Raw genomic sequence first — 16878 nt, 5'->3', positions numbered from 1 at the left:
TTTGCCTATACGGGAAAAATCGCTTTTTTCATGGAGATGAAGGCGGACAACGCTGATAAAAGTGTGCATATAGCTGATAAAAAGTGAACAACGCTGATAAAGTATAGAACATCGCTGATAGAAGTGGGATCGCCGATAAAATCGAAGAATCGCTGATAAAACCAGATAAAACGCTGATAAAAGGTAGAATATCGCTGATAAAAGATAAAACATCGCTGATAAAAAGGAGAACATCGCTGATAAAAGTGGGATCGCCGGTAAAATCGAAGAATCGCTGATAAAACCAGATAAAACGCTGATAAAAGGTAGAATATCGCTGATAAAGGTAGAACATCGCTACTAAAGCGAACAAACGAAAAATCCCTTCTTTCAATAGGAAAGAAGGGTTTTCGATGTTGCATTAATGGGCATTCATGTATAGAGAAGCGTTAAGTATAAGGCTCTCACTCCGAGTGTAAGGAGATTATTTGCCCGTAAAATGTCACTTTATTGTGTTACACGTGCTGTCCAACGAGAAAGGTCGGCATCTTTTGCGTCAACAAGCTCTGCAGGGAAGATAAATGTCCATGGCTTTGTTGAGTTTGGTTGCACAGTTAATATTGGATCCATTTTAAATGAGCCTTTAGCAATTTGTTTGCCTGTTGCATCAATAATTTCTAGTGGTAATTGTTCTAGGTTAATCGCTTTATTATGTCCGTTACGGATGAAGATAGACACATTTAAATTACCGTTATCAGCAAGTTTCGCTTGTAGGCCGGTGAAGTTTACTTCTGTTTCACCTAACTTCGGTAAAGTTTTTACGATGTTGGCAAGTTCCTCTTTTTGTGCGGCAGGGAGTTGCTTTTCCCATGATGGATCTAATTCTAATTGGTGACCGCGAAGAGAAACAAGGTTGAATGCAATTTTCCAGCCATCTTCTGGTACTTTATCGACTTTGATCGTTGATTTTTCAAAATCAAATACCCATGGACGAGCACTTTCTGCTGGAATTGTTCCAAGTGCTGCGAAGTCGAATGTTTTCGATGCTACAAGCTCATCATTTTTATCCATAATGAATAGTTCAATTTCACCTAGCTCAATCGCTTGAGGTAAGGATGAGCGGAAAAATGCACGCACTTGCCATTTTTTTGAGCGTTTGTCTTCTTCAATACTAATAGAAGAAAGTGATAATTGATTTGGTTTCAACGGTTCTAGCTCATTAGCAAGGAAGTTGAATATATACTTTTGCTCCTGAGGTACTTCCCAATCTGGATGGTATGATAATTTCGTCACAACATCTCGGTTATTGTTTGTATTTTCTACCTTGATGTTTTGCAGTAAATCCTTAGAATCGATTGTATTTTCTTGCCCAAGTTTATCTGATTTTTTAAAGAATGAGAATAAGCCCATTATTGTACCTCCATTTGTGCTTCAATCATTTTCATGAAGCCTGTAATTTCTATAATGATAGAACGACGTAATTCTTGGAAATTCTTGCCGAATAATTCTAGGCCTTCACGTTGGTAAATTCGCATCGGGTCTTCTTGTTGGTAATGACGTAAGCCGATACCTTCTTTTAAGTGTGCCATGTTTTCTAAATGTTTCACCCAGCTACTATCAAGATAGCTTAGCATTACTTGTGGGATAACAGCCATTACTTCATCATTGCCAGCAAACTGTTCCATGCGATCAAGCAACTCTTGTTCAGAAGGCTGAATATCAGCTAAAATTTGTTTTACTTTGCCCACTTCACGGTCAATTGTGACAGGCGTCATAAATAGTGAATTGAGAGAGCGTTCCATTTGATCATAATCCCATTCCACTGAAGGGAGTTCATCTGGAGCGGCTTCTCTTACAGCAAAATCAACTGTTTCACTTAGCATTTTTTTCAGCTCACCCATTAAATCTTCACCAGCTAAAATTTTATCGCGTAGACCGTAAATAACTGTACGCTGGTCATTGATCACATCATCTAATTTTAGGTTGTATTCACGCATACCGTATTGAGAGCCTTCTACAATACGTTGTGTACGGTTAATGAGTTCTTGAACTTCTTTATTTTGGATGATGCCTTTTTCATCGACAACCATTTTTTCTGAGAATTTTTCAACCTCTTCTTTTGCATAACGGCGGAACATATCATCTTCAATAGAGAGAATGAAGCGGGTTTCACCGATGTCGCCTTGGCGACCTGAACGACCACGTAGCTGATTATCTACACGACGGCTTTCATGCTTTTCGGTACCGATGACAAATAAGCCTCCAAGCTCGTGAACTTCTTCAGCTAGCATAATATCTGTACCACGGCCAGCCATATTGGTTGCTACAGTAATACGCCCTTTTTGCCCAGCTTGTGAAATCAGCTCAACCTCTTGCTCAACTGTTTTAGCATTCAGCAATTGGAACGTTAAGCCTTCCTTCTTTAAATGTTCGGCAACGGTTTCAGATTGCAGTATTGACGTTGTCCCAATTAAAACAGGTTGTCCTTTTTCATGACGACGTTTAGCTTCGGCAGCCACGTACTTATATTTATCTTCCTGTTTTTTGAAGATAATATCAGGCTGATCGACACGTTTACGAGGGCGGTTTGTTGGAATTTGAATAACTTCCATGCCGTACACTTCACGAATTTCTTTTTCCTGTGTTTTCGCTGTACCCGTCATCCCAGAAAGCTTAGGATACATACGGAAGTAGTTCTGAATGGTAATCTGTGCTTGTGCTTTATTTTCTTCAGTAATCGTTACGCCTTCTTTTGCTTCAATCGCTTGATGTAAGCCATCAGATAGTGAACGACCTTCTAAAATACGACCTGTGAACATATCAACAAGCTCGATTTTGTCATCTTTTACGATATAATCAACATCACGCTTGAACATTACGTGTGCACGAACTGCTTGGATCACGTAATGGTAAAGTGTTTGGTGTTCCAGATCATATAGATTATCAACATTGAAGGCAGCCTCAACCTTTTCAATGCCTTTATCAGTTAAAGAAGTAGCTTTTGTTTCATCATCAAAATCGTAATCTTCTTCTTCTTTAAAACGTTTAGCTAGCATAGAGGAAATGCGGTGTAGTTCATCATTCGCTCCCATTTTCCCAGCGATAATAAGCGGTGTTTTTGCCTCATCAATCAGTACACTATCGACTTCATCGATAATGGCGAAGTGATAAGGACGTTGTACTTTATCAGCCAAGCTATGTGCCATGTTGTCGCGTAAGTAGTCAAATCCGAACTCAGTACCGACACCATATGTAATATCTGCGTTATAGGCTTCTTTTTTTTCATCCGGCTCCATCATTGGGATATTTAAACCAACTGTTAAGCCAAGGAAACGATGAATTTGGCCGACAAGCTCGTAGTCACGCTTAGCTAGATAGTCATTAACTGTAATGACGTGAACGCCTTTACCTTCTAATGCGCGTACATATGAAGGAAGGGAAGCGACAAGCGTTTTACCTTCACCTGTAGGCATTTCTGCAATATTGCCTTCAGTTAAAACAAGGCCACCGATAAGCTGTACATCAAAATGACGCATACCTAATACACGTTTTGAGGCTTCGCGTACTACAGCAAATGCGTCCGGGATGATAGATGTAATTGGTTCACCTTGTTCTAAACGATCCTTGAAAATAAAAGTCATTTCTTTTAATTCTTCATCTGACTTATTCACATAATTTTCTTCAAGACTATTAATTTGATCTACTATTTTATAGTAGCGCTTTAATTGACGAGCACTAGTTTGCTCATTGTTGCGTTTAAAAATTGAGAACATGAAATTTACGCTCCTTTTAAGTTGTCTAAATGCTAGACACTCCATTATTTTATCAAATTTTACGAATGATGACTAGATTTGACATGCAGCATTCTTCCATTTCAAAAAAAGGAATAATATTTGTGAAATGGTGGAAAATAAATAGAAAAAGTATATTTCGGCGTCTGTTCGTGCTATAATCAATTAGAATTTAAATGTAGATTATTTTTTTGAGGAGGAGAGACATGCTCTACGTGTCTTTAATAGCAGCATTTGTTGCTTCAATATTGTTAACTCCACTAGTTAAACGATTAGCATTCAGAATAGGTGCTGTTGATGCACCGAACTATCGAAAAGTACATGCACGAATTATGCCAAGACTTGGGGGATTGGCGATTTTCCTTGCGTTTTTAATAGCTGTGGCTATTTTCCGGCCGATATTGATATACAATGAACATGGTAGTGATTTTTTACTGGCAATTATAATTGGGGCTTGTATTATCGTAGCAACAGGTGTCATAGACGATATGCGTGAAATTTCCGCAAAAGCCAAATTAGTAGGTCAACTTGTTGCGGCACTTATTGTCATTTTTGTAGGTGGCATTCATATTGAGATGATTAATTTACCATTTTTTGGCGAATTAAATTTTGGATTACTAAGTATCCCTTTAACAGTTATTTGGATTGTTGGTATTACAAATGCCATTAATTTAATCGATGGTTTAGATGGCTTAGCGGCAGGTGTTTCAACGATTGCCCTCATAACTTTAGCGGCTATGGCATTTATCATGAGCAATATGTTCGTTTTAGCAATCGCAGCCATTTTAGCAGCAGCAACATTTGGATTTTTATTTTACAATTTCCACCCAGCGAAAATCTTCATGGGAGATACGGGAGCCTTATTCCTTGGCTTTATGATATCGGTGCTCGCATTGCTTGGATTTAAAAATGTAACGGTCGTAACATTAATTATTCCGGTTATTATACTAGGTGTGCCAATTTCTGATACATTCTTTGCGATTGTTCGTCGCGTACGTATGAAGAAAAAATGGTCTGATCCAGATAAATCACACTTGCATCACCGTTTACTAGATATGGGCTTCACACATCGTCAAACAGTACTTATTATTTATGGGATTGCCATCATGTTTGGTTTAGCAGCCATCATCTTCTCAATGGCAAAAGTATGGGGCGCCATTTTACTCGTAGCTGTCATTTTAACAGCCATTGAAATTTTGGTTGAAGTCATTGGACTGGCGGGTAAAAACTATAAACCACTGTTGAATTTTGTGCGGATATTTAATAAATAAAACATTCAAGCAACCATCCACTTGACGGATGGTTGCTTTTTTAATTGGTGCTCGGATAAAGAGAAAAACGGCAATGTGCGTTCTTGCTTGATTAGCGGCGGAATTTTGGGGTTTAGCGGTGTTCTTTGCTTGGTTAGCGGCGCAACTTCGTGTTTTAGCGGCGTTCCTCCTTAGGTTAGCGGCGGAACCCATACTTTTAGTGGCGAATCGCGATAAAATAACATGGAGCAAAACTCAGGTCAATAAGTGCTACAAGATCATGCCATACAAAAAGCCTTTCCACAAATATATTTAACGTGGAAAGGCTTTTGTAGTTATTGAGCGTTATTGCTATCAGTGGCATCATCGCCAACAGCGTTAGCATTATTAGTATTTTTATTTGTTAAGCTACTAGACGCTTTTTTGGTGTCAAGATGGTTATTAAGAGTTTCAGACACTTCATCAACCGATTCTTGATTTAATTTATAGTAGTAAACACCAGTAGACATATCATCTGTACCTTCTAATGTTAAAGAATCAATACGTGGCATCCCTTGTGTTAAATAAGATAGGAATGATTTCATTTCGCTAAATGTCATATTTGTCTTCATATTATCACCAAGTGCTTTAATGACATCATCGTATTTTGTAATAGATCCTACAGAAGAAACTTTATTGATGATCGCTGTTAAAATTTCTTGTTGACGCTTGCCGCGTTCAATATCACTGTCTTGCTTACGTGTTCTTGCGAGTGCAAGTGCCTGACTTCCGTTTAAATGCTGTAAACCAGGCTCTAAGTTGATGGCGTTGCGATCGAATTCATCTTTTTCGTGTAACTTATAAGGCACTTCAGCTTCAATTCCACCTAATGCATCCACAACATCAATAAACGCATTAAAGTTCATACGTACATAATAGTCAATTGGCACATCTAATAGTTGTTCTACAGTATCAATTGTTGAAAGTGTTCCTCCATAGGCATGTGCATGAGTAATTTTATCCTTATGTTCTACAGAAGGAATGTAAACATACGAATCTCGAGGGATACTGAGCATTTTCACCGTTTTCGTTTTATTGTTTAATGTTGCTAGAATGAGCGCGTCTGAACGTGAATTCTCAGAGCCTTGTCCTCGGTTTTCACTATCATCTACACCGACAAATAGGACTGAAACATTATCATGAATTGGTTCTACCTTCGCATCACGAAGTGCAGAAATGTCTCGACCTTCTAATTCTTCATGCGCTGAGTCAATAGCATGTTTTGCTTGCTTCGCAATATATACGCCATATGCCGTCGCGCAAATTAGTAAACTAGCAACAAGAAGAATGGAAACTTTTATAATTATAGAAGTTTTGGAAGACTTCTTTTTGCTTTTTTTATTTCTATTTTTCATTTTTAATATATTCTCCTCTGAATTTTCGGAATAATAATGCGGTTAAACTAAACTTTATTCAAACAAATGTGCAAATGATAAAATAGCTCAATATTAAAATTATACTATGGATATTTAGTTTTCGACAATTAAAACTATTTATTTCACAACAAATTCAATAAATTGAGCATTCTCAAAAGTAATGTTTGCTTGTCCGTTTGTCAGTTCTGTTACCCAGTTTCGGAACGGTTCTTCTTCCTCTTTTAACACGGAAACAATAATTTCGACGCCTTCCAAGTAGCGAATTTCTTCTAAAGTATACGAAGAACCTCGAATTTCATTTTCTACTTTACCAAGCCATGTGTAATCAACAGCAATTTTCATGAAATGGTGAAGCTTACGTTCAACTACTTGAGCAGCAAGCAAACCTTCTGTTGTCGCTTTTCCGTACGCACGAATAAGACCGCCACCGCCAAGCTTAATGCCACCAAAGTAGCGTGTGACGACAACGACCGTATCCTTTAACCCTTGTTTTTTTAGGACTTCTAACATAGGGACGCCTGCTGTGCCGCTAGGTTCCCCATCATCATTTGCTTTTTGAATATGATCATGTTCTCCGATAATATAGGCTGAACAATTATGTGTTGCATTATGGTGCAATTTTTTTATGCGTTCAATAAAAGAAATTGCATCCTCTTCCGTTTCTACACGTTCTATATAAGTAAGGAAACGAGATTTTGAAATAACAATTTCACTTTCTCCATATCCTTTTACAGTTAAATAGTTTTCTCTCATCGATATCAATCTCCTTTAAAGTAGTTCTATTCTATAATTTTCATAAAGAAAAAGCATTAATTTTTAACATGAGGATGCTATAATAGGTATAGACTATGTAATTGGTCTATTGAAAATAGTTAGTAATCATAAGACATTAGACTGGGGAGTATACTATGTTTTCAAATGATACCTTCGATTTAAAGTCGCTTGATGACATATTTAATCGAATGTTAGAAACAATCATGAGCTCAAAAGATGATATCTTTATTATAAGTGAACAAAGCCGAAGAAGTTTCGAAGATATGCAAAACGAGCTAGAAATTGTTCGAAAACAAGTTTCAATTGTTATTGATGAAGGCGATGCTTTAGAAAAAAGTACACAGCTTGCTAAGCAAAGACTTGTGCTAGTGAGTAAAGCTTTTGATAATTATACCGAAGAACAAGTTAGAGAAGCATATGAAACTGCACAGGATTTTCAAGTGAAGCTCTCTGTTATTAGAACACAGGAAAAGCAGCTACGTGATAAAAGAGATGATTTAGAGAGAAGATTAAGAGCATTACTCGATACTATTGAACGTGCAGATCATATTGTCAATCAAGTAAATGTCGTTTTGAATTACTTAACTTCAGATTTAAAGAATGTTGGTTTAGCACTTGAACAAGCAAAAATGAAACAAGATTTTGGTATACGTATTATTGCAGCACAAGAAGAGGAGCGTAAACGCCTATCTAGGGAAATTCATGATGGGCCTGCTCAAATGCTAGCAAATGTACTTATGCGCACTGATTTAATAGACAGAACGTATCGTGAAAAGGGCATTGACAATGCTTTAGCTGAAATTGCCGATTTAAAGAAAACCGTACGTAATGCATTATCAGAGGTGCGACGTATAATCTATGATTTAAGACCAATGGCACTTGATGATTTAGGTATTGTTCCGACATTAAAAAAATACTTATCGACCGTTACTGAATATAATCCCGGTGTTGAAGTTCATTTTCAATCGAGGAGCACCGAAAAGCGTATACCATCAAACTATGAAATATCTATTTTCCGATTAGTGCAAGAGTGTGTAACAAATGCCATGAAGCACGGGAAATGTAAGGATATTTGGGTAAAACTTGAATGGTTGAAGAATGCCGTAAATATTGTTGTAAAGGACAATGGCATAGGTTTTGATTCGCAGAAAGTTAAAGATCATTCTTTTGGGATTTTAGGTATGAAAGAACGTATCGAAATTTTGGATGGGACAATCTCAATTAAAAGTGAGGTAAATCGAGGTACGACGGTTTTATTTAAAATTCCGTTAGAAGTAGCGTAAAACGATTGTTGGAGAATTTAGGGGGTAAAGACAAATGACGAAGATTATTATTGTAGACGATCACCAGCTATTCCGCGAAGGAGTAAAGCGTATTTTAGATTTTGAAGATACGTTTGACGTAGTAGCAGAAGGTGACGATGGTACAGATGTGGTTTCTTTATATGCTGAAAATCAACCAGATGTAGTATTAATGGATATAAATATGCCGGGGAAAAATGGAGTAGAGGCAACGGCAGATTTAATAAATGAATTCCCAGATGCAAAGGTTATTATGTTATCTATTCATGATGATGAAACATACGTAACACACGCACTAAAATCTGGATCACTTGGCTATATGCTAAAAGAGATGGATGCTGACGAAATCGTTGAAGCTATTAAAGTAGTTGCGAATGGTGGATCTTACCTACATCCAAAAGTAACTAAAAATTTAGTAGCGGAATTCCGTCGTCTTTCTGAGCATGAAAATAAAGGTAACTTCCATCAAACAGAAATTCGTCGTCCATTCCATTTACTAACAAAACGTGAATGTGAAGTATTACAATTATTAACAGATGGGCAATCTAACCGTACAATTGGTGAGACACTGTTCATTTCTGAAAAAACAGTTAAAAACCACGTTTCAAGCATTTTACAAAAAATGAATGTAAACGACCGTACACAAGCTGTTGTGACAGCCATCAAAAATGGCTGGGTTGAAGTACGTTAATAACATACATGAACTTAACTATCAGCGGGTGTCCAAACATCCGCTGACATAGAGGAACTCAAGAATGAACGCCAGGTCCTGCGGCAAATGCAGACTTAAGCACAAAGCTGAGTCCTACGAGGCATAATCGATAGCTGTTTTTAAAGGCTACTATATTATATAGTAGTTTTTAAAACAGTTTTTTTAATATAAGTATGCCGCTGCTCTTTTGTGGCGAAATTTATACATAATGATCACATAAATCGTGCAACATTTTAATAGTACGCGCGTCATAAGGAAGATGTAGCACCTAAATGTTGAAAAAGCACAACAAAATTCCTGCAACGGGATTTATATGCTACAATATGCGCGGGAGGTTTTTTTATGTTAAAGAAAAGTTTTTTAGCAGTTTTTACCTTATTAATGTTAACTGCATTAATGTTAACTGCCTGTGGTAATAAAAAAGAAGAAATGAGTTCAGAAGATAGACAAAAAATCATTGATGATGGAACTGTAGGGTTTGAAGCGAATGGTGGGAAAATAACAAAGGCAGAAAATGTCCCTGCTGATGAAGAAAAAGCGATATTAGCAGCCTTTAATGAATATATTGCAGCTCTCAATTCAAAAGAAATTGATCGTTATATGCAAACACTCTCAAAGAATCCAAAAGGTTTCAATTATGAAGAAGAAAAAGAATATATTACAGACGTATTTAAACAGTCAGACGTTAAACGTGATGCTAAAAATACTACAATTATAAAATATAGCACGGATGAAGCGCAGGTTTATTCAAATCTAACATCGCATGTTGTACAAACTAAAACAAATGTAAAGCATGAAAGTGCAGGACAACAAGTGACAGTATTCGTTAAAGAAGATGGACATTGGAAGGTTACAAGTGTCTTTTATACTGAATCGAGTACTGGCAGATAAAGTTAGGATATCTTCATGAAAGGCTCATCACTAAAAGTTGAGGTTGAGTGATTTTAGGGCATAGCGACAAAGATAAGACACTAGTGGAACGACGGGCAAAAAGCCTTGTGATAACGTTCATTGGACTTGCCTATGGAAATCAGCCTTAGGTTAGGTGATGAGCCTATATTCTTTAATCGAATAAAGTTCAACCTCTGGTACTAAGAGAAATACATAGAAAATGAATGTGAAATGAATGCTAAGATAACAATTTAGCAGACGTCTAGAATGATGAAAGAGTGAAGTGGACTTACTTCTATTCGACATTCAGACAGATTACGTAATGTCGTAATTCATTTCACATTCATTTCTTTTTTTAGTGGGTTCCTACTGAATGACGATAAAGCAAGCATCATTCAAAACCCAGACAACATTTTTTTATCTGTAGCGAAAGCGAAGCGGCAGCAACAAATGTTTACTGTAGCGAAAGCAAAGCGACAGCAACAATTTTTTTCTGTGCGAAAGCGAAGCGACAGCAACAAATGTTTTATCTGTGCGAAAGCGAAGCGACAGCAACAATTGCGCCGAGGAGCAATTGATTGTAAACTATTAGAATAGGAGAGTGGACATGGATGAGGACAGCAATCGTAACAGATAGTACTGCATATATTTCGGCCGAGGAACGAGCGCGCTTAAACATTCATATGATTCCGTTAAGTGTAAATATCTCAGGACAACTATTTGCAGAAGAAGTAGATATCACGGCATCTGAATTTTATGATAAAGTACGCGGGGCAAAAGAATTCCCGAAAACAACCCAGCCCCCAATTGGAGAATTTGTTGCTCTCTTTGAAGAGCTTTCAAAAGAGTATGATGAAGTAATTTCTATTCATTTATCAAGTGGAATCAGTGGAACATATCAAGGTGCCATTCAAGCAGGCGAGATGGTAGAAGGCATTGATGTGTATGCTTTTGATAGTGAAATATCCTGTGCGGTACAGGGTTTTTATGTTCTACGAGCAGCTGAAATGGCAGCACAAGGCTTTTCCGCAAAAGAAATTCTTGCTACATTGGCGGACATGAAGCAAACAATTCGTGCTTACTTCATTGTAGATGACTTAGCGCACTTACAACGAGGGGGACGTCTGTCTGCAGCAGCAGCATTAATTGGCGGCTTATTACAAGTAAAGCCAGTACTGCATTTTATGGACAAGGTCATTGTACCTTTTGAAAAAATTCGTACACGTAAAAAAGCATTAAAGCGTGCAGAGGAGCTACTAGCAGAGGATGCTAGTAAGTATGAAGCAATGGACGCTGTCGTGATCCATGCCAATTGTCAGGCAGAAGCCGAAGAATGGCTAGCACAATTAGCAGCAACCTACCCGAATGTTAACTTTAAATTAAGTTATTTCGGTCCCGTCATTGGCACACACCTGGGCGAAGGCTCAATGGGGCTAGGCTGGACAAAAAAATAATCTTCAGTGAGACAGTCTCTACATTAAATTTGTAGAGGCTGTTTTTTTATTTTGCGAAAATACTTATTGCCAGGGGAAGTAGGGATACTAGGTGGTAGATTTCGGATATATCTGATGAAAATATGAGAATCGCTGATAAAGTAATGAACATCGCTGATAAAAGTTCGAGAATCGCTGATAAAGTAATGAACATCGCTGATAAAAGTTCGAGAATCGCTGATATACCAATGAATATCGCTGATAAAAGTACAGAAATCGCTGATAAACCCCAAAACGAAAGGAGCAATGCAATGAAATACAAAGGTTGGTTGTTGCCACCTGCATTACGAGATTTTCATGAAGGACGTATTTGGTTAAAGGAGCATGCTCCATTCCAAATGGAAGATATCGAGAAAGCAATCCATCATAAATACTTCCATATAATAGAAGGAATTCAAAAAGAGCCACATCTTAGATGCAATCGTTGTCATAATGATGATCCTCAGCAATTTACAACATTTGATTGTTCGAAATGCCAGCAGCCATGTGTATATTGTAGACATTGTTTGAATATGGGCAGAGTGAGTAGCTGTACGCAATTGATGACTTGGACGGGCCCTCGGGCAATAAGAACAAGAAAGCATGCGCTCAAATGGGCGGGGCAATTTACAGTGCTTCAAGAGCAGGCGGCAAATGAAATGCTAGAAAGTGTGAAAGCACAACGTTCCCACCTTATTCATGCGGTATGTGGGGCAGGGAAAACGGAGCTACTTTTTCCGACTGTACATTATGCGCTAGAGCAGGGCTTACGGGTATGTATCGCTACGCCTCGTACTGATGTAGTGCTAGAGTTATATCCACGCTTTCAAGCAGTTTTCCCGCAAACGGTGATCCATGCACTATATGGTGGATCACCAAAGCAGGAGGGGTATGCGCAGCTTGTGTTGGCGACAACTCATCAGCTATATCGTTTTGAACGAGCGTTTGACGTGATGATTGTTGATGAAGCTGATGCATTTCCCTATACATTTGACGAAACCTTGCAAAGCGCTGTGCAAAAGGCTAAAGCGGAAAACGCACCAATATTGGTGGTCACAGCAACACCTTCACATAAATTACTGACTCAGTATCAACAGGAAAGCTATTCATTTATCCCAAAGCGCTATCATAACCGTCCATTACCGGTCCCTCGATTTCATTCCTTATGGAACTATGAAAAAAGCTTGAAACGGGGAAAGATTCCGCGAAAGCTAAAGCAATGGACAGAGGAACGCCTAGCACGAAAAGAGCCTTTTCTATTATTTTTCCCGAAAGTAGAGTTAATGAAAATAGCTACGCCACTTTTTCAGCAATTAGATGGAAGCATCATGGCGGTACATGCTGAAGATCCTGAGCGTAAAGAAAAAGTGCTTAAACTCCGTCAAGAAGAAGTTCCAGGTTTACTGACAACGACTATTTTAGAAAGAGGAATTACAATCAAGAATGTACAGGTTGCCGTTATTGGGGCAGAATCAACAATTTTTACTTCTAGTGCACTTATACAAATCGCTGGGCGAGTTGGCCGAAATGCTGATTTTGCAGATGGAGACGTCGTATTTTTTCATCATGGTATTACGATTGAAATGGATGATGCGCGTACAAAAATTCTTAATTATAATAAGAAAGGATTTTCACAATGAATAAAATGGAAACACTTTGCTTGCTATGCTCACAGCCTTTGCAATCAGTAATCTCATGGAAATTACTTTTAACCAAACAATTTCAACCGACCATCTGTGAAAGATGCTCAGCTAAATTTGAATATTCCTCAACGGCATCAGCATTTTATCAGTATAACGATGCCATGAAAGATTATTTGCATCAATATAAATTTCTTCAGGATGTCGCACTTGCTAAAGTATTTCGGCAGAAACTATATGCCCGGTTTAAACATGAAAAAGCAACTATCATTCCTATTCCTATGCATCCTCTCAAGCTAAGGGAACGTACCTTTTCGCATATGGAGGAGTTATTAAAGGCTGCTCATATTCCTTTTATACAACTTTTAGAAAAGACAACAGCAGAAACGCAAAGCTCCAAAAATAGAGAGCAACGAATCCAAGCAGCTCCCCTTTTCCGTCTGATGGATGGAGCACATGTTGAACATAAAGAATATCTTCTTTTTGACGATATAAAAACGACAGGAACAACTTTACAGCACGCCACCGAGCTATTACTGAAGGCAGGTGCAAAAAATGTCAAAAGCTTTACACTAATTAATGGATGAAATTACAAACGCATTGTGTATAATAGATTACGAGTATATAAGGTTCGTTTAGCTGTTATATGGAAAAGGAGGAAGAGTAGATGGCAGAGGTTCGTAATTGTCCGAAATGTAATGAGTTTTTTAATTATATCGGGGTCAGAGAAGTATGTCATAAATGTGCTCAATCTGAAGAGGAATTATATCAAATCGTTTATCGCTTTTTACGTAAACGTGAAAACCGTGCGGCGACAGTAGAACGTATTGTTGAAGCAACGGGAGCTGAAGAGGAGCTATTGTATAAATGGGTACGCAAAGGGCGCTTACAGCCTGCAATGTTCCCGAATCTTGGCTACCCATGTGATAACTGTGGTCATTTAACGACGAAAGGCAAGCTTTGTACAAAATGTCAGGATGAATTGAAGTCGGAGCTACGTACATTTGAAGCGGCGAAAGAGTTCCGTGACAGTGTGGCGGATCATGATCGTGTAACGTATCACTCAGATCGAAAACGTTAAGGGCTTAAAGTGTGTTAATTTTAAACAAAATTAGCACACTTTTTTATATTTGAAAACTTAACATTATGTGAGACAATCCGAAATAATAGGAAGAAAGCTTTTTGATAGGGGGGTATTATATGAAAATTACATCTTATGGGATTAATGCAGTGAACGCCTATAAAAATCAGGTGCGCAATGTAAAATCAGACACTAACAAAGCATCCTTCGCAGATAAAATCGAAATTTCAAAGACTGCACAGGAGATGCAAGGGATTTCAACATACAACACAGAGCGTGCAGAACGCGTAAAACAATTAAAAGAAGATATCGCTTCTGGCGAATACAAAGTGGACGCTCGCAAAGTGGCAGAAGATATGCTGAAATATTATCGTTTCTAAGGAATAACAGAAAGGGTGCTTCACAATATGTCTGTAGAGGCGATCTGTTCTACATTAACAAAGCTAGAAAGAATGCACAAAAGCTTACTTGAACTAGCTAATAAAAAAACTGAAATCATTACAGTTGGGGATATCGAAGCATTGGACCAAATGCTCAAGGATGAGCAGGCGCATGTAGCGGCCATCGATAAGCTCGAGCAACAGCGTCAGAAACAGGTAACGGATTACCTTGAGGCAAAAGGATTTGCTTCAACTGACAAAGCAACTGTCGCTGATGTCATCGAGGCAGCTGAACAACAGACTGAAAAAGACTCACTTTTGGCAGTGCGCAATCGATTATTGCAAATCATCAACGACTTAAAAAACCAAAACGACTTAAATCAAAAACTAGTGTTCCAATCACTACAATTTGTCAATCTAACACTGGGTTCCTTGCGACCTCAGAACGAGCAAATGAATTACTCGGGCAGTGAGATACGCGGAACAAATAAAGTTACCAAAAAATCATTTTTTGATTCTCAAGCATAGTTTCTTGCACCCACGCAAGAAACGTTTGCTTGGAATGAAAAACGTTCATAAAAAGGAGGAAAAAGAATGCGCTCAACATTTATGGGCTTAGAAGCAAGTAAACGTGGTTTATTTACACAACAAACAGCTTTATATACAACTGGACATAATATTTCCAATGCAAATACATTAGGCTACTCTCGTCAACGAGTAAATATGCAAGCAACGCAAGGTTTCCCACAAGCAGGTTTAAATCAACCTAACTATCCTGGGCATCTTGGAACTGGCGTTGAAGCTGGATCGATTCAACGTGTCCGTGACGAATTTGTCGACCGTCAATTCCGTCAAGAAACAAACAAACTAGGCTATTGGGAAGCACGTTCAAATGCGATTTCTCAAATGGAAGATATAATGGACGAACCGTCTCTTTATGGTTTAAACGCAGCATTAGAACAGTTCTGGAAAGGGCTTCAAGATGTCAGTACAAACCCAGAAAATATGGCCTCTCGTAAAGTTGCCATGCAACGTGCGGATCACCTAGCAGAATCATTTAGATATATGGACAAGCAGCTAAGAACAATTCAAGGTAACATAGGAAATGAAATTAATGTAGCGACAAATCGTATCAATTCACTTCTAAAACAAATTGCTGCTATCAATAAACAAGTGCAGGAAGTAGAACCAAATGGTCATGTACCGAACGACTTATACGATGCACGTGATGTTTTAATCGATGAATTAAATAATTACATACCTGTATCCATTAAACGTGTCCCATCAGGCGGAAATGCTAGTGCTGTGGCTGAAGGAAGCCTTACAGTTGTAATCAAACCATTTGGTACAGATAAAGAGATTGAGCTAGTGAATGGTAGAGACTTTGCTACTATCGAAGTAAATGGCACTGTCGGTTCAAAGCAAATTGATGGTAACGACTTATCTAGTGTGTTCTCGTCTATTCAAGTAAATGGACTTGATGGCACAACAGAATCAATTTCATATGACCAGTTAGAACCAGGTAAAGGGAAACTGTTATCCCTTATTGATTCGTACGGATATGCTGAGAAGGATATTAATGGTAACGTCATTGGTACAAAAGGTTATTATTTCGAAATGTTAGCTGACCTTGATGATTTGGCAGCTGAATTTGCAAAAGTCTTCAATGACAAGCATAAGGAAGGCTATGATTTAACGGGTAATCAAGATAAGGCATTAGATTTCTTTATTAAGGAAGACGGAGGAACAAAAATAACTGCTGGCAATATTAAGTTAAATCAAGTTTTTATAGATGATCCTTCTAAATTTGCTGCCTCTTCTAAACCGAATGAAGAAGGAAATGGTAAAATGGCCCTTGAACTTGCTAATCTTCAATCAAAAACCCAAACTGGTTTAGATGGTGCGACATTTAATTCTTTCTATCAAGGAATGATTGGGAAACTAGGAACTGATGGTGAAGAAGCTTATCGCTTAAACATGACTTCTGAAAAATTATTAGTAACACTTTCTGGTAATCGCGCCTCAGTAAGTTCAGTGTCCCTTGATGAAGAAATGACAAATATGATTACATTCCAACAAGCTTATAATGCGAATGCTCGTATGATAACTGTTGTCGATGAAACATTAGACAAAATTATTAACGGCATGGGCCGAGTAGGACTATAGAAAATACTCTAGCATTACGATAGAAA

At 38.0% G+C, this 16878-nt stretch carries 16 protein-coding genes; 11 read left to right on the top strand and 5 right to left on the bottom strand.

What is annotated here, in order from left to right; genetic code table 11:
- Positions 1-28 precede the first annotated feature (28 nt).
- The 3 genes from MOK21_RS08330 to secA2 form a co-directional block, all read right to left on the bottom strand.
- Positions 29-352 (bottom strand): hypothetical protein, encoded by a 324-nt coding sequence (locus MOK21_RS08330; RefSeq protein ID WP_249073467.1) that lies wholly within the window; start codon positions 350-352, stop codon positions 29-31.
- Positions 353-486: 134 nt separating this feature from the next.
- Positions 487-1389: an accessory Sec system S-layer assembly protein gene (locus MOK21_RS08325; RefSeq protein ID WP_249073466.1), complete on the bottom strand. Its 903-nt coding sequence runs from the start codon at positions 1387-1389 to the stop codon at positions 487-489.
- On the bottom strand, positions 1389-3752 hold the full coding sequence (secA2, locus tag MOK21_RS08320) for an accessory Sec system translocase SecA2 (protein ID WP_249073465.1): 2364 nt from the start codon (positions 3750-3752) through the stop codon (positions 1389-1391). Before secA2 ends, MOK21_RS08325 begins: the two co-directional genes overlap by 1 nt.
- 224 nt (positions 3753-3976) lie before the next feature.
- Here secA2 and MOK21_RS08315 point away from each other — a divergent pair, with 224 nt between their 5' ends.
- Positions 3977-5041: a glycosyltransferase family 4 protein gene (locus tag MOK21_RS08315; protein WP_249073464.1), complete on the top strand. Its 1065-nt coding sequence runs from the start codon at positions 3977-3979 to the stop codon at positions 5039-5041.
- A 314-nt stretch (positions 5042-5355) separates the two neighbouring features.
- On the opposite strand, the gene MOK21_RS08310 is transcribed toward MOK21_RS08315, so the two are convergent.
- Positions 5356-6414 carry an LCP family protein gene (locus tag MOK21_RS08310; RefSeq protein WP_249073463.1) on the bottom strand — a complete coding sequence of 353 codons (1059 nt, stop codon included), beginning with the start codon at positions 6412-6414 and terminating at the stop codon, positions 5356-5358.
- A 138-nt stretch (positions 6415-6552) separates the two neighbouring features.
- Entirely contained in the window at positions 6553-7188 is a 636-nt protein-coding gene (locus tag MOK21_RS08305; protein WP_249073462.1) for a YigZ family protein, read from the bottom strand.
- 155 nt (positions 7189-7343) lie between these two features.
- On the opposite strand from MOK21_RS08305, the gene MOK21_RS08300 reads away from it, so the two are divergent.
- The 10 genes from MOK21_RS08300 (at position 7344) to flgK (ending at position 16852) form a co-directional block, all read left to right on the top strand.
- Positions 7344-8492 carry a sensor histidine kinase gene (locus MOK21_RS08300; protein ID WP_249073461.1) on the top strand — a complete coding sequence of 383 codons (1149 nt, stop codon included), beginning with the start codon at positions 7344-7346 and terminating at the stop codon, positions 8490-8492.
- 34 nt (positions 8493-8526) lie between these two features.
- Positions 8527-9201: a response regulator gene (locus MOK21_RS08295; RefSeq protein WP_249073460.1), complete on the top strand. Its 675-nt coding sequence runs from the start codon at positions 8527-8529 to the stop codon at positions 9199-9201.
- Positions 9202-9564: 363 nt separating this feature from the next.
- Entirely contained in the window at positions 9565-10113 is a 549-nt protein-coding gene (locus tag MOK21_RS08290; RefSeq protein WP_249073459.1) for a nuclear transport factor 2 family protein, read from the top strand.
- Between the two features lie 611 nt (positions 10114-10724).
- On the top strand, positions 10725-11567 hold the full coding sequence (locus MOK21_RS08285; protein WP_249073458.1) for a DegV family protein: 843 nt from the start codon (positions 10725-10727) through the stop codon (positions 11565-11567).
- 290 nt (positions 11568-11857) lie between these two features.
- Positions 11858-13225 carry an ATP-dependent helicase ComFA gene (locus tag MOK21_RS08280; protein WP_249073507.1) on the top strand — a complete coding sequence of 456 codons (1368 nt, stop codon included), beginning with the start codon at positions 11858-11860 and terminating at the stop codon, positions 13223-13225.
- The gene (locus MOK21_RS08275) at positions 13222-13812 is read left to right on the top strand and encodes a ComF family protein (RefSeq protein ID WP_249073457.1); all 591 of its coding nucleotides are present in this window, start codon (positions 13222-13224) and stop codon (positions 13810-13812) included. Before MOK21_RS08280 ends, MOK21_RS08275 begins: the two co-directional genes overlap by 4 nt.
- An 80-nt stretch (positions 13813-13892) precedes the next feature.
- Positions 13893-14306, top strand: a complete 414-nt coding sequence (locus MOK21_RS08270; RefSeq protein WP_249073456.1) for a TIGR03826 family flagellar region protein — start codon at positions 13893-13895, stop codon at positions 14304-14306.
- A gap of 119 nt (positions 14307-14425) precedes the next feature.
- A complete protein-coding gene (flgM, locus tag MOK21_RS08265; RefSeq protein ID WP_249073455.1) occupies positions 14426-14686 on the top strand; it encodes a flagellar biosynthesis anti-sigma factor FlgM in 261 nt (86 codons plus the stop codon).
- A gap of 27 nt (positions 14687-14713) precedes the next feature.
- Entirely contained in the window at positions 14714-15214 is a 501-nt protein-coding gene (locus tag MOK21_RS08260) for a flagellar protein FlgN (protein ID WP_249073454.1), read from the top strand.
- 66 nt (positions 15215-15280) lie between these two features.
- Entirely contained in the window at positions 15281-16852 is a 1572-nt protein-coding gene (gene flgK, locus MOK21_RS08255) for a flagellar hook-associated protein FlgK (protein ID WP_249073453.1), read from the top strand.
- Positions 16853-16878: the final 26 nt, after the last annotated feature.

Origin of the sequence: Lysinibacillus sp. BPa_S21 (genome assembly GCF_023337795.1) — a bacterium.
Taxonomy (GTDB): Bacteria; Bacillota; Bacilli; order Bacillales_A; family Planococcaceae; genus Lysinibacillus.
Note: the sequence above shows the minus strand (reverse complement) of the source record. Positions and strands in the feature narration are given on the sequence as shown.

What these genes read in the sequence shown, in the direction of transcription:
- flgM (WP_249073455.1), top strand. Translation starts at nt 14,426, where the DNA reads ATGAAAATTACATCTTATGGGATTAATGCAGTGAACGCCTATAAAAAT.
- MOK21_RS08315 (WP_249073464.1), top strand. Translation starts at nt 3,977, where the DNA reads ATGCTCTACGTGTCTTTAATAGCAGCATTTGTTGCTTCAATATTGTTA.
- MOK21_RS08295 (WP_249073460.1), top strand. Translation starts at nt 8,527, where the DNA reads ATGACGAAGATTATTATTGTAGACGATCACCAGCTATTCCGCGAAGGA.
- MOK21_RS08300 (WP_249073461.1), top strand. Translation starts at nt 7,344, where the DNA reads ATGTTTTCAAATGATACCTTCGATTTAAAGTCGCTTGATGACATATTT.
- MOK21_RS08285 (WP_249073458.1), top strand. Translation starts at nt 10,725, where the DNA reads ATGAGGACAGCAATCGTAACAGATAGTACTGCATATATTTCGGCCGAG.
- MOK21_RS08305 (WP_249073462.1), bottom strand. Translation starts at nt 7,188, where the DNA reads ATGAGAGAAAACTATTTAACTGTAAAAGGATATGGAGAAAGTGAAATT.
- flgK (WP_249073453.1), top strand. Translation starts at nt 15,281, where the DNA reads ATGCGCTCAACATTTATGGGCTTAGAAGCAAGTAAACGTGGTTTATTT.
- MOK21_RS08290 (WP_249073459.1), top strand. Translation starts at nt 9,565, where the DNA reads ATGTTAAAGAAAAGTTTTTTAGCAGTTTTTACCTTATTAATGTTAACT.
- MOK21_RS08310 (WP_249073463.1), bottom strand. Translation starts at nt 6,414, where the DNA reads ATGAAAAATAGAAATAAAAAAAGCAAAAAGAAGTCTTCCAAAACTTCT.
- MOK21_RS08280 (WP_249073507.1), top strand. Translation starts at nt 11,858, where the DNA reads ATGAAATACAAAGGTTGGTTGTTGCCACCTGCATTACGAGATTTTCAT.
- MOK21_RS08325 (WP_249073466.1), bottom strand. Translation starts at nt 1,389, where the DNA reads ATGGGCTTATTCTCATTCTTTAAAAAATCAGATAAACTTGGGCAAGAA.
- MOK21_RS08270 (WP_249073456.1), top strand. Translation starts at nt 13,893, where the DNA reads ATGGCAGAGGTTCGTAATTGTCCGAAATGTAATGAGTTTTTTAATTAT.
- secA2 (WP_249073465.1), bottom strand. Translation starts at nt 3,752, where the DNA reads ATGTTCTCAATTTTTAAACGCAACAATGAGCAAACTAGTGCTCGTCAA.
- MOK21_RS08260 (WP_249073454.1), top strand. Translation starts at nt 14,714, where the DNA reads ATGTCTGTAGAGGCGATCTGTTCTACATTAACAAAGCTAGAAAGAATG.
- MOK21_RS08275 (WP_249073457.1), top strand. Translation starts at nt 13,222, where the DNA reads ATGAATAAAATGGAAACACTTTGCTTGCTATGCTCACAGCCTTTGCAA.